The organism is Arthrobacter sp. 18067 (genome assembly GCF_902706295.1).
In the GTDB taxonomy this organism is placed as follows: Bacteria; Actinomycetota; Actinomycetes; order Actinomycetales; family Micrococcaceae; genus Arthrobacter.
The window spans coordinates 1-12080 of record NZ_CACSJJ010000031.1 but is presented as its reverse complement, the minus strand read 5'-3'; the positions used below and the strand labels follow the sequence as shown (position 1 = coordinate 12080).

Below are 12080 nucleotides of genomic sequence, written 5' to 3'. Positions count from 1 at the left end.
GGCTTATTCTCCTGTGGACTGCTTCGAGAGAGTGGAAATTTGCCCGGACAGCCATGCCGACTGCGATTGAAGCCCGCCCAGCATCACTTCCATGTTGGTGTACACGGCCTGGAGGGTGGCGCGTCGGGTGATCAGGCGCTGGTCCCAGTCCGCGATCCTGTTGCCCAAGTCCCGCACTTCCGATTCGCGGCCTTTGATCAGGCTGGAAACGGACCCGCTGTAGGGATCGGCGGCGACCTTGGAGGCGTCCGCAACGCGGGTTGCGAGGCCCTGCACTGCGGCTTGGGCGGCGGCCGGGTCCGTGGCCAGTGCCTTGGAGAACTTCTCCGCGTCGAAAGTGAAGTCGCCGGCTTTGGTGATGTTGATTCCGTACTCGGCGGGCGACTTTCCGTTGATAGGACGCGACAACGCGGCAAGAACCTGATCGTTGACGGCGCGCACGGTGCTGTTTCCCGTAAAGATTCCGGCCTTGGGCACGGTGGCGCCCTTGGCATCGGTGGTCTTGGAAACGGCGGTGTAAATGGCAATGAAACCCAGGACGTCGTTGACGGATTTGACCAGGTCTTCGGCCTTCTTGGTAATCCCGGGAACATCGCTCGCCACAGTGATGGTCACCGGGCTGGCGGATACGGCCGTCGCAGTCACCGAGACACCGGGCAGGACATCGGCGAAGGTGTTGGTGCCGGAGGTCAGGACCTGGGCTGCCGGAGTGCCCGCGTACAGCGTGGCTTTCGCATCCTGGGCGGACCTCACGACGGCGGCACCCGGGTCCGCCATCAGGTCCACCGCTGTTCCTGCGGTCACCTGGTCCGCGGTTCCCTGGTAGGCGGTGAAGGCACCTGCCTCACCGGAGGCCGTGGCGGTCAGCTGAAGTCGGTAGGTGCCGTTGCCTGCCGGGACTTTGACGGCCTGGGCGCCTCCGGACGCGGCGTTGATCGCCGTGACCACGTCATCCAAGGAGGTGCTCGCTGGAGCAATCTCGGTCTTCTTACCCAAGGAATCGACAATCGTGAGCCGGGCAGGAGCGCCGCCGTCCGTCGGCCATGAGGCCATGGCCGCAGTGACGTTGACCTGTGTTTGGGCCAGCTGCGTCACTGTGAGGTCGATCGATCCGGCAGCGGCCGCCGTCGTGGTTTTAGCTGTGACCGAAGGAGAGCTGCTGGTGGCCGTGAAAAGGTTCAGGGCGCCCGCGGCGGCGTTGCCGGATGCCAGGTCCTTCAGTGCTGTGAGCTTCGTGTTGAAGGACTGCAGCGTGGAAATGATGGTCTGGTTGGACGCCAGTTTGGTCTTGAGCTGGGTCTGCGGCAGGGCTTCGACGGACATCAGCGAATTGATGATCGCGGTGGTGTTCAGGCCGCTGGCGAGGCCGTCGATGGCAGTTGCCACGGGTGTCCCTTCCGGATGATGTGTACTTCGAAAATGTCCGACGACGGCCGGCCGGTTTTATGGGGCCCGGCCGGCCGACGTCAGTTAAGGCGGTCAGTCACCTCATGCGCCTGGACAGCTGTGAAGGCTTAGCGCAGGAGGGACAGAACACCCTGGCCGGACTGGTTTGCCTGGGCCAGCATTGCCGTACCTGCCTGGGACAGGATGTTGGCCTTGGTGTACTTGACCATTTCAGCGGCCATGTCCGTGTCAGCGATTCGGGACTGAGCAGCCTGCAGGTTTTCACCGGAGACGTTCAGCGTCTTGATCGCGTGGTCCAGACGGTTCTGGTTGGCGCCGAGGTCCGAACGCTGTGCGGAGACCGTGGTGATCGCAGCGTCAATAGCGGTGATCGTGGTCTGTGCTGCAGCGTTGGTGGTGACGTCGAAGCCCGTGGCGCCCGTGGCGGAGGACAGGGTGCCCGCTGCCGTTGCGACGTCGCCGAGGGTCACGGCGATGGTGTCGTTGGCCGTACCGGCGGTACCAACCTGGATGTTCTTGGAACCGCCCTTGAGAAGGTCGATGCCGTTGAAGTTGGTGGACTGCGTGATGCGGTCCAACTCCTTGCCCAGCGAATCGGCTTCGTCCTTGATGGCATCGCGTGCAGCCGTGTTGTTGGTGTCCGATGCACCCTGGACTGCGAGGTCGCGCATGCGCTGCAGTACGGAGTGAACCTCGCTGAGGGCACCTTCAGTGGTCTGGATGAGGCTGATGCCGTCCTGGGCGTTACGTGCGGCAACCGCGGAGCCGCTGACCTGGGACTTGAGGCCTTCCGAAATGGCAAGGCCGGCTGCGTCGTCTGCAGCACGGTTGATACGCAGGCCGCTGGAGAGCTTCTCCATCGACTTGGACAGGGTGTCCTGCGTGGCGTTCAAGTTGCGGTACGCGTTGTTCGCCATCAGGTTGTTGTTGATCTGCATGCCCATGAAAATTTCCTCCGTGATGTGGACTTACTGTGCGGCGGCCCATCCGTGGGCCGTCACACCCCACTATCGACGGCCCGTTCCCTACCGGTAAGTAGAAATCACAAGGAAAAGAATCAAGGTTTTAGCGGGCCTTGCCGCCTAACGACGGATCCCTGGCGGCCGATAGCTAGTGGTGAGTTGGCAGGCCCTACGCCATCCCATCCCGCACCCTTACCGACCAGAACTGGAGTTGACCCACGTGGCCATCCATGAACTGTCAGCCCTGCTGTGGCGCGAGCGCGAACTCCTGGACCTGCTGACCTTCAAGCTCGAGGAAGAGCAATTGTTGTTGACAGCAGGGAAGTCCCGTTGGCTGCCCCATGGCACCCGGGAAGTGGAGCAGGTCCTGGACCGGGTTTCCAAAGCCGGACTTGCCCGCACCGTGGAGATCGCGGCAGTAGCCGAGCAATGGGGCCTATCCCCTGAATGCTCGCTGGCGGAACTTGCCGCAGCGGCACCTGATCCCGCCTGGGCCGAGGTCCTATCGTCCCACTTGTCAGCAATGCGCCAGCAGACCCTGGCCATCAAGGAACTTCGCGACGCCAACGAGCAATTCCTCAGAGCGGCCGTCCGCTCGACGCAGGAAACACTGGCCGACCTGAAACCCGCTGCCGGCACGTACGACTCCCACGGCCGGACCGGAGAAACCTCGGCCGCCCACCTCGTCGACCGGCAATTCTGACCGCACCGGTTGGACCAGCAAAGGACATTCACGTGAGCACTTTCGGCGGACTCAATACGGCCTACCGCGGCCTCACCGCAGCGCAGCAAGCCATCAATCTGGCCGGGCAGAACATCGCCAACGCCACCACCGCCGGCTATACGCGGCAGCGGCTGGAGCAGTCGGCCATCGGCGCGCCACGTCCCGTGGGCCTCAGCCCGACCACCGGCCAAGCCGGTCAGGGCGTCTCCATCGACGGGATCGCCCGTCTGGGCAGCAGCTTCCTCGACGCCGGTGTGCGCAACACTGCGGCCCAGTCCGGTTTCGCCGGAATCCGGTCCATGGAACTGCAGCGGCTTGAGGATGCGCTGCAGGAACCCGGGCCGCATGGAATATCGACGGCGTTGCAAACCTTTTGGGCGTCATGGCAGGGAGTCTCCAACCACCCCGGCGAATCCGCTCCGGCGTCGGTCCTTCTGGAAGCGGCGACGACGCTGAGCGCAACAGTGTCCGCAGGCTACAAGTCACTGGATGCGCAGTGGACCCGCGTCCGGGGCGAGGCTTCAGCCACCGTGGATGAGCTCAACGCCGTTGCCGGCCGGGTTGCCGAACTCAATGCGACCATCCGCTCGGTGCTGGCATCCGGCGGTTCCGCCAACGAACTCATCGATACCAGGAACCAGATGACCGAGTCCATTGCCGCGCTGGCCGGCGGCACGGTCCGCGAGAACGCCGACGGCACCGCTGACGTGCTCATCGGAGGCAACGCCCTGGTGTCGGGAACCTCGCACCGGGAACTGAAGCTGGCGGGCCAAACCTCCATGAGCGCGGCCGGACAGCCGGTACAGCTGGAATGGGCGGACAGGTCCGGCGTCGCCGTAAACCTCGACGGCGGGCAGCTCGCCGGAGCGGTATCGCTTCTGGCCCCCGCGGCCGCCGGAAGCAAAGGAGCTGGAACCGGCGGAGCCATCGCTGAAGCAGCAGCCGCTTACAACGCGTTCGCCACGCAATTGATGAACGACGTCAATGCCGTCCACCGCACCGGCCAGTCCTCCACCGGCGCCGGCAATCTGGATTTCTTTGCCAGCACGCCCGGAGTTCCCGTAGCTCTTTCCCTCCGCGTGGTCCCCACAAATGCAGGGGGAATCGCGACAGGGGCCGCTGGTTCCGGCTCCTTGGATGGCAGTATTGCCGACGCCGTAGCCCAGATCGGCTCCCGCCCGGGCGCCCCTGACACCTTCTGGAGTGGCGTGGTAGCCGGCATTGGCATGGCCTCCAGGTCAGCCCAGCAGCACTCCCAACTGTCAGACGCGGCGAGTGTCGCCGCGCTCGGGCAGCGTTCCTCCGGTGCGTCCGTCAGCCTGGACGAAGAAAATGTTGCCCTGCTCGCCAGCCAGCACGCCTACCAAGCGGCCGCCCGCGTCATGACGGCCATTGACGAAGCCCTGGATGTCCTGATTAACCGCACCGGATTGGTGGGAAGGTAAGCCGTGCTCAATCGCGTCACCAACCAGATGATGTCGGCCTCCGCGCAGAGGAACCTGCAGTCGGCCCAGTCCCGGCTGGCCGAGTTGCAGGAACGGGCCATGACGTTGAAGAACATCAGCCGGCCGTCGGACGATCCCGCAGGTGCAGCCCAGGCCATCGCCATGCGCGCCCAACTGAGTGCCGCGACCCAGTATGGCTCCAACATCAGCGACGGCAACGGATGGCTTGCCGCCGCCGATACGGCACTGGGGCAATCCACCAACATCCTCAACCGTGTGCGGGACCTGGTGGTCCAGGCCTCCAACGGAACCCTCAACAGCACCGCCAAGGAAGCGATCGCCGTCGAAATCGAAGGCCTGGGCAAGGACCTCCTGACGCAGGCCAACACGCAGTACCTGGGCCGAAATGTCTTTGCCGGAAGTTCGGACACCGTGGGCGCTTTCACCAACACCACTCCCCCGTCGTTCGTGGGTGCAGGCGGCAGCTCGGTGGAGCGCCGTGTGGACGCGGCACGGACCGTCCGGGTGGATTCCGACGGCGGTGCGATCTTTGGCGACGGCGCCGCCTCCGTTTTCGCTTTGGTGAGTGACGTCGTCGCGGATATCCGTTCCGGCGCCGACCCCAACGCACGGCTGGCCGCTATCGGCGAGCGCATCAAGGCGGTGATCGATGGCAGGTCCGATGTGGGCATGCGGCAAACCCGCCTTGGCCAGGCCCAGGAGTCGCTGGAAGGGATGAAGGCTACGCTGGAAACTCAAAGAGCCCGCGTCGAAGACACGGACTTGGGAAAGGCGGTAATGGATTTGAAATTGCAGGAAACCAACTATCAGGTGGCACTTGCCGTGACGGCCAAGGTGCTGCAGCCTACGCTCATGGACTTCCTCCGATGAGCACGGCACTGGCGTTCGATACCCTGACGTTTGCCTCGCCCATGCCGGGTTTGGAGTCGGCTGAGGGTTTTTCCCTGCGCGGGGTTGCCGGCGCCGAGGGCTTGTACGCCCTGGAAGTTACCGAGCCCAAGGTGCGGATGTTCGTGGCCGACGCCGCTGTGTACGTGCCTGACTATGCGCCGGGTATCCCTGCGGCCGCGTTGGAGGCGCTGGGGCTTTCCAGCCTCCCGGAGGCCATGGTGTTGGTGGTTGTTAACCCGACGCCGGAGAAGACCACAGTAAATCTCATGGCGCCCATCCTGCTGAATCCGGCGGACGGCGTCTGCGTCCAGGCGATCCTGGATGGCGCCAAGTACCCTCTCCGCGCCGAGCTGGCCCGGTAAGCAGGCAGTTCATCCGGGACAAAGAAAAGGCGCCGCTGACGCAGCGCCTTTTCTTGTTTTTCGGTCCGGCCCAGGGCGTGCCTAGACTTTCTCGCGGATGCGGTCGATCTTCGGTTCTGGAACCTCGAATTCCCTGCGACGGCGGGCAAGGAAAGTCCACAGCGTTCCTTCTGTCTGCGGACGCTTCCCTGCCGGTGCTTCATCTTTGCTTGCATCAGACGTGTGCGTCTCGGGCTTGCGCGCGGAGTCCTTCTTCGTGCGCCGCTCGAAGTCGTCATAGTACGCGTAGCACATACCCAACCTCCTTCAACGGCTGTCCCTTAATCGTCCTCTCGTCAACGCCACAAGTCGACTGTTTCCTGGTCAGCTGTACCGGCGGTTGCCCAACCAGCTCACCATCGCCGGGTCCCGGTGGTCGAAGAAGAGGCTGGCACCGGTATCCAGCGTTGCGATCCTACCCATCTGTTCGTCGGTCAATGTGAAGTCGAAGACATCCAGGTTCTGTGCCATCCGCTCAGGCCTGATGGACTTTGGGATGACGACGACGTCGCGCTGAATCAGCCAACGGAGAACCACTTGCGCCACCGACTTGCCGTGATCCTCGGCGACAGCGCTGAGGACCGGGTCCGTGAAGAGGTTGTTCCGGCCCTCGGCGAAGGGTCCCCACGACTCGATCTGGACGCCCCGCTCGATCATGAGGGCTTGGTCGGCAGCTCGCTGGTGGAAGGGGTGGGTTTCGATCTGGTTGACCGCCGGCACGATCTCGTTGTGGTCGATGAGGTCAACCAAACGATCGGGGTGGAAGTTGGAAACGCCGATGGCGCGGGCTCTTCCTTCCTTGTTGATGTCCTGCATTGCCCGCCACTCGCTGTAGTAGTCCCCCAACGGCTGGTGGATCAGGTACAGATCCACGTAATCCATTCCAAGCCGGTCCAGCGAGTTGGCGAAAGTCCGGTTGGTGTCCTCCTGGACGTTGCCGGTGGGAGCGTGCTGGATCCAGAGTTTGGTAGTGACGAACAGGTCCCCGCGTGGGATTCCGCTGGCCTTGATGGCCGCGCCGACGGCGGACTCGTTGCCGTAGGAAGCGGCCGTGTCCAGGTGGCGGTAGCCGGCTTCGAGGGCAGCTTCAACGGCTATCTGGGTCTCTTCGTCGGGAATCTGGAAGACGCCGAAGCCCAGGATGGGCATCTCGACGCCGTTGTTCAGGGTGACATTCTGCATGAGTTGTTCCTTCTTTGGGTATGGGTGTTTCAGCGGGCGGCTTGGCTATGGGCCGAGGTGTACTCGGCGTCGCTGACGGGCTCCAGCCAGATGGCACTCTCACCGTTCAGCTGTTCCACCATGGCGAGATGGGACATCAGGCTGTCCGGCACTGCGCCATGCCAGTGCTCCTCGCCGGCCGGAGTGTGGACGGTATCTCCGGGGCGCATCATGATCACCGCGCCGTCCCGGGTCACCACCAGTCCGGAACCTTGCGTGCAATGGAGCGTCTGCCGAACGGATGGGAGTGCCAGTTGGTGCGCGCTCCCGGGGTGAAGTGAACCAACGCGGCCACCAACCGGGACGGCGACTGGCCGGCATGAAGAGGACTCACGTAGACCTCGCCCGTGAACCGTTCGGCCGGGGCAATCGATGTTGGGGCAACAGGTACAAGTTCCATGCATTCAACAGAACCAGTCCTTGGCCGCGCGGAGGAGTGCCTGTTGTGAGGTGTACTGGCAGTTCCTGTTGGGGCTTTGCCGGGCGTCGTAGCGTAGAGCCATGGACAACAACAAAGACGTCCGGGACTTCCTGATGAGCCGCAGGGCGCGCATCACCCCCGGGCAGGCCGGGCTGACAGCTTTCAGCGGAGTACGGAGGGTACCGGGGCTCAAGCGTGAGGAAGTAGCCATGCTGAGCGGGGTCAGCACGGAATACTATGCCCGTTTGGAACGGGGAAACCTCCGTGGCGTCTCTGATTCTGTCCTTGACTCGTTGGCCCGCGCCCTGCAGTTGGATGAAGCAGAACGAGCCCACCTTCTGGACCTCGCCAAGGCTGCCGCCCCGACCCGCGCATCCGGCACCGGCTCGTCACGAGCCGGTGTGCGGCCCAGCATCGAACGAATCCTTGCGGGAATGACGGGCACTCCGGCATATGTTCGGAACGCCAAAATGGAAATCATCGCGGCGAACAGCCTTTGCCTCGCCCTCTACACCGGTATCCTCAGCCCCGCCACCATGCCCCTGAACTTGGCCCGGTTCATGTTCCTGGACCCTCGATCCAAAGATTTCTTTGTGGAGTGGGAAACCATCGCCGATGACTTTGCCGCAGCGCTCCGCGTGGAGTCAGGCCGCCGCCCCCGCGACCGGTACCTGAACGGTCTGATCGGCGACCTCGCAGCCGGGAGCACCGAGTTCTCCACCCGCTGGGCGCGGCACAACGTTCATTTCCATCGCACCGCCCGGAAGACGCTGCGGAATCCATTGGTGGGCGAGATCGAGCTGACAGGTGACGCCCTCGAGGTCCCCGGTGAGGGTCTTACCCTCATTGCCTATACGGCCGAACCCGGTAGCAACGCCGAGGAACAATTGGCTTTCCTGGCAAGCTGGACGGCAGCCCGGTCGTCCCCCGCGAAGAGTGGGCAGCCGTCCAACGAACCGTTATCGTGACACGGCTGAGAGTCGGGCCGCATCCACAGCCAATCTCGTCTCCTCAACCATCAGATCTGCATTGATAGCTGCCCCTGCCATGACGCCCGAAGCTGCCGACGCCATCACCTGACCGGTGAGGTCGGTGACGTTGCCCGCCGCCCAAACACCCGGCATCGACGTAGCGCCCTGTGGCGTCACCTCGACATGAGTACCCACGCCCATCGGGTGAACCACTGATGGGATGCCCAGCGATTCCAGCACGGCCGAGCGCGCCTGCAGTCGAGGCCCTGTAACGACAGCTTCCACGGGGATCACTTTCCCTGATGCCAGGACAACGCCGCTCAAGGCGTCATCGGTCACGTCCAGGGACCGCACCTTGCCGTCCACCACCGTGATGGAACGGGCAGCAAGTTGTTCCCACTCTTCTTCCGTCGGCTCCACAACGTCGTTGAGGAACAGCGTGATGTTGGGGCTCCACTGACGGAACAGCATGGTCTGGTGCAGCGCCATGGGCACCGAACCCAGAATTCCAATCGCCTTGTTCCTGACCTCCCAGCCGTGGCAATAGGGGCAGTGCAGAACATCCCTGCCCCAGCGCTCCTTGATGCCATCGATGTCGGGCAGGACGTCCGTCAAACCCGTGGTGACCAGCAACCGACGGGCATCGACCGTCCGGCCGTCTGCCAAGTCCACCTCGAACGCGAGCTCCGCACCTGCGGTGGGGTCCGCCGTCGAACGTGCCGCGACGACTGTTCCGGCCACCACCTCGGCCCCATACTGGCTCGCCTCAGCGCGTCCGAGTGCCAGTAGTTCCCGGGGGTTGATCCCGTCCCTGGACAGGAAGCCGTGCACGCCCGTAGCGGGTGCATTCCGTGGCTCCCCGGCGTCGATGACCAGGACCGAGCGCAATGCCCTCCCCAGGGTGACCGCCGCACTTAACCCAGCTGCGCCACCTCCCACCACTACGACGTCGTATTGCTCGACCATCTGGCTGTTGTTCAATTCTTCACTCACGGTGCCTCCACATGTCTCAAGCGGCTTCGTGCCGCTTTCTTCCATGCTTCGGCACCCCCGGCAGTATCAGCAAGAATTTTTGCTGCTATGGCAAACTAGATGGATGACTACCGATTTCAGCACAATGCTCGACGCCGTTGGTCCCCGCCTGCGCTCGATGCGGACACAGCGCAACGTGACGCTTGCGGAAGCTTCGGAGGCAACCGGCATCTCTGTCAGCACGCTTTCGAGGCTGGAGTCAGGCCAGCGCAAACCAACCCTGGAACTCTTGCTCCCGATCGCGCGGCTCCACCAAGTCCCCCTGGAAGAGTTGATCGACGCCCCGGAGACTGGTGATCCCCGCATCCACCTCAAACCACACGTTCACGAGTGGGGCACCGCCCTCCCCCTCACTCGGCGACCCGGCGGAATCCAGGCGTTCAAGATGGTCCTGAAGAGTGGCACCGGCAAAGAGATCCCACAGCCCCAGTCGCATGAGGGCTACGACTGGATGTACATCCTCAATGGCAAATTGCGCTTGGTGCTCGGCGACAACGACTTCATTTTGAAACCGGGAGAGGTGGCGGAGTTCGACACCCGCACGCCACACTGGTTTGCGAGTGCAACCTCGGAACCAGTGGAACTCCTCACGCTATTCGGCCAGCAAGGCGAACGACTTCATGTTCGGGCCCGACCCAAGCGTTGAGGTGTCCGCGCAAAGCCTAGGAGGCGAGCCATTCGCGCGCGCTTCTTCGTGAGCCTTCAGCCCCTACGCCCTTGTCGGGTTGGTTGATCTCGGCCCACACCTCGTCAAGGGAAAGCCCAAGGACTTCGGCGATCGCAGCTACGGTTGGGAAAGCCGGCGTAGCCACCCTGCCCGACTCAATCTTTCGGAGCGTTTCCGGCGAGACCCGGGCATCGAGAGCGGTCTCCAACATGGATCGCCCGCCCCGGGCGCGACGCAGGAGGGCACCGAGACGTTGTCCACGCTCGGCCTCTGCGGGAGTAAGCGGCAACCTGACCATGGCTCCAATTGTAATACCGGGATAATATGGCCGGGATAGTTATTGGTCACACATGAGAGAAAGGCGCCGCATGATCGAGATCCTGAGTCCCGCCGAACTGGTCCGCGCGAAGGATACGGGGGCATTGGTCGCCAACATTCTGCACACCTTGAAGGGCCGTACCACTGTGGGCACAAACCTCCTGGACATCGACCAGTGGGCAAAGTCCATGATCCTCGAGGCAGGAGCAGTCTCCTGTTACGTCGACTACGCACCCTCCTTTGGACGGGGTCCCTTCGGTCACTACATCTGCACAGGCGTCAACGATGCCGTGCTGCACGGGTTGCCCCGGGACTACACACTTGCTGACGGCGATCTATTGACACTCGACCTCGCCGTCTCCCTCCACGGCGTCGCAGCAGACTCTGCCATCAGCTTCATCGTGGGCGAATCGAGGCCGGCGGAGAGCGTGGCGATGATCGAAGTGACCGAGCGGGCACTGCGCGCCGGAATTGCAGCAGCACGCCCCGGAGCCAAGATCGGAGACCTCTCCTACGCCATTGGGGCAGTCCTGGGCGAGGCGGGCTACCCCGTCAACACCGAGTTCGGTGGCCATGGCATCGGGTCGACCATGCACCAGGATCCCCATGTGCCAAATATGGGACGGCCCGGCCGCGGCTATAAGCTACGCCCCGGTTTGCTGCTGGCCCTGGAGCCATGGGTCATGGCCGACACCGCCCAACTGGTCACCGACGCCGACGGGTGGACGCTCCGAAGCGTGACGGGTTGCCGAACAGCGCACAGCGAGCACACGATTGCCATCACCAAGGACGGAGCCGAAATCCTCACGTTGCCGACACTGGTCCACTAATCACCGGGCAGGTAGATACTCGGCCGCTACACAAGCCCTGAGCCCTCAGGTTCAGCTGACGAAAATCCCAGGCGACTCGGACATTGGAGCGGTGGCGCGAAGAGTGCCAGGGTCCGGCATCGGCGGGGCTTTGGAACGGTACACATGCCCCGTGGGCGTGCGTAATTCCACGGTATGGACGTCCCCGGACACGGTGTTGGCGCTCCAGCCGGCGTTTTCTTTGGTGTGGTTGCAGGCTTCGCAAAGTCCGGCACCGTTGCTCAGCGTGGTGATGCCGCCGGAGTGCCAGGGCACGATGTGGTCGATGTGGCGGATGGGCGCGTCGCAATACGGCGTGCGGCAGGTGTCATCACGGGTTTCGATGAAGCGTCTGAGCCGCGGCGGGAACAGCCTGGCTTTGGAATCCATGGTCAGGAGCTCGCCCGTGGTAGGCGCGGTGTAAAGCCGGCGGACCCAGATCTCGAACTCGCGATCCTGCTCCGGCGGGGCATCCCTAACCCGCGGGACATCCCTGCCCGGCGGGGCATCCCGGTCTGGCGGTGATCCGAAGCCCTGCGGTGGCGAGGGGTCTGGGACCGGCGGTCGCTTTTGGCGTGGTGCGGGTTCGACGCCTGCTGTTCGCCTGTGTCCTGGTGATGCCGTTTCTCCCGCGCCGACCAAGGTCCTGGCCCATTCCGAGGGGACAATTCCGTAGCCCTTCACGCGTGCGGGTTCGGCATCGCCCTGAAAGAGGGTCCGGTCGGTCATCACGAGGTCCAGATTGATCCCT

At 63.5% G+C, this 12080-nt stretch carries 16 protein-coding genes; 7 read left to right on the top strand and 9 right to left on the bottom strand.

The features are described 5' to 3' along the window. Positions 1 to 3 precede the first annotated feature (3 nt). Both fliD and GVL04_RS22600 read right to left on the bottom strand, forming a co-directional pair. The gene (gene fliD / locus GVL04_RS22605) at positions 4 to 1386 is read right to left on the bottom strand and encodes a flagellar filament capping protein FliD (RefSeq protein ID WP_159708736.1); all 1383 of its coding nucleotides are present in this window, start codon (positions 1384 to 1386) and stop codon (positions 4 to 6) included. A 128-nt stretch (positions 1387 to 1514) separates the two neighbouring features. Then, positions 1515 to 2351, bottom strand: a complete 837-nt coding sequence (locus GVL04_RS22600; protein WP_235036406.1) for a flagellin — start codon at positions 2349 to 2351, stop codon at positions 1515 to 1517. Between the two features lie 238 nt (positions 2352 to 2589). Here GVL04_RS22600 and GVL04_RS22595 point away from each other — a divergent pair, with 238 nt between their 5' ends. The 4 genes from GVL04_RS22595 to GVL04_RS22580 are packed head-to-tail and all read left to right on the top strand — an operon-like array spanning position 2590 to position 5812. Further along, positions 2590 to 3072 carry a flagellar protein FlgN gene (locus GVL04_RS22595; RefSeq protein ID WP_159708734.1) on the top strand — a complete coding sequence of 161 codons (483 nt, stop codon included), beginning with the start codon at positions 2590 to 2592 and terminating at the stop codon, positions 3070 to 3072. A 32-nt stretch (positions 3073 to 3104) separates the two neighbouring features. Further along, positions 3105 to 4538 (top strand): flagellar hook-associated protein FlgK, encoded by a 1434-nt coding sequence (gene flgK / locus GVL04_RS22590; protein WP_159708732.1) that lies wholly within the window; start codon positions 3105 to 3107, stop codon positions 4536 to 4538. A gap of 3 nt (positions 4539 to 4541) precedes the next feature. Continuing rightward, the gene (gene flgL / locus GVL04_RS22585) at positions 4542 to 5429 is read left to right on the top strand and encodes a flagellar hook-associated protein FlgL (RefSeq protein WP_159708730.1); all 888 of its coding nucleotides are present in this window, start codon (positions 4542 to 4544) and stop codon (positions 5427 to 5429) included. After that, a complete protein-coding gene (locus GVL04_RS22580; RefSeq protein WP_159708728.1) occupies positions 5426 to 5812 on the top strand; it encodes a flagellar assembly protein FliW in 387 nt (128 codons plus the stop codon). The genes flgL and GVL04_RS22580 overlap by 4 nt, the downstream gene beginning before the upstream one ends. A gap of 81 nt (positions 5813 to 5893) precedes the next feature. Here GVL04_RS22580 and GVL04_RS22575 read toward each other — a convergent pair whose 3' ends face one another. The 4 genes from GVL04_RS22575 to GVL04_RS24770 form a co-directional block, all read right to left on the bottom strand. Continuing rightward, positions 5894 to 6106 carry a hypothetical protein gene (locus GVL04_RS22575; protein ID WP_159708726.1) on the bottom strand — a complete coding sequence of 71 codons (213 nt, stop codon included), beginning with the start codon at positions 6104 to 6106 and terminating at the stop codon, positions 5894 to 5896. Positions 6107 to 6175: 69 nt separating this feature from the next. Next, on the bottom strand, positions 6176 to 7033 hold the full coding sequence (locus tag GVL04_RS22570; protein WP_159708724.1) for an aldo/keto reductase: 858 nt from the start codon (positions 7031 to 7033) through the stop codon (positions 6176 to 6178). Between the two features lie 29 nt (positions 7034 to 7062). After that, a complete protein-coding gene (locus tag GVL04_RS24775; RefSeq protein ID WP_235036409.1) occupies positions 7063 to 7326 on the bottom strand; it encodes a cupin domain-containing protein in 264 nt (87 codons plus the stop codon). Beyond that, positions 7266 to 7472 carry a hypothetical protein gene (locus tag GVL04_RS24770; protein WP_235036410.1) on the bottom strand — a complete coding sequence of 69 codons (207 nt, stop codon included), beginning with the start codon at positions 7470 to 7472 and terminating at the stop codon, positions 7266 to 7268. The genes GVL04_RS24775 and GVL04_RS24770 overlap by 61 nt, the downstream gene beginning before the upstream one ends. Before the next feature lie 101 nt (positions 7473 to 7573). Here GVL04_RS24770 and GVL04_RS22560 point away from each other — a divergent pair, with 101 nt between their 5' ends. Further along, entirely contained in the window at positions 7574 to 8461 is an 888-nt protein-coding gene (locus tag GVL04_RS22560; protein WP_159708722.1) for a helix-turn-helix transcriptional regulator, read from the top strand. Here GVL04_RS22560 and GVL04_RS22555 read toward each other — a convergent pair. After that, positions 8453 to 9430, bottom strand: a complete 978-nt coding sequence (locus GVL04_RS22555) for an NAD(P)/FAD-dependent oxidoreductase (protein WP_159708796.1) — start codon at positions 9428 to 9430, stop codon at positions 8453 to 8455. The genes GVL04_RS22560 and GVL04_RS22555 overlap by 9 nt on opposite strands. Positions 9431 to 9560: 130 nt before the next feature. Between GVL04_RS22555 and GVL04_RS22550 the strand changes: the two genes are divergently transcribed. Then, positions 9561 to 10142, top strand: coding sequence for a helix-turn-helix domain-containing protein (locus GVL04_RS22550; protein ID WP_200846938.1), 582 nt, complete (start codon positions 9561 to 9563; stop codon positions 10140 to 10142). Positions 10143 to 10158: 16 nt separating this feature from the next. Here the strand turns inward: GVL04_RS22550 and GVL04_RS22545 are convergent, their stop codons facing one another. Continuing rightward, positions 10159 to 10461 carry a helix-turn-helix domain-containing protein gene (locus GVL04_RS22545; RefSeq protein WP_159708720.1) on the bottom strand — a complete coding sequence of 101 codons (303 nt, stop codon included), beginning with the start codon at positions 10459 to 10461 and terminating at the stop codon, positions 10159 to 10161. Positions 10462 to 10531: 70 nt separating this feature from the next. Here GVL04_RS22545 and map point away from each other — a divergent pair, with 70 nt between their 5' ends. Further along, positions 10532 to 11311 (top strand): type I methionyl aminopeptidase, encoded by a 780-nt coding sequence (gene map / locus GVL04_RS22540; RefSeq protein WP_159708718.1) that lies wholly within the window; start codon positions 10532 to 10534, stop codon positions 11309 to 11311. Between the two features lie 51 nt (positions 11312 to 11362). Here map and GVL04_RS24765 read toward each other — a convergent pair. Further along, the coding region (locus GVL04_RS24765) for an HNH endonuclease (protein ID WP_235036405.1) at positions 11363 to 12080 on the bottom strand (718 nt) is incomplete at its 5' end.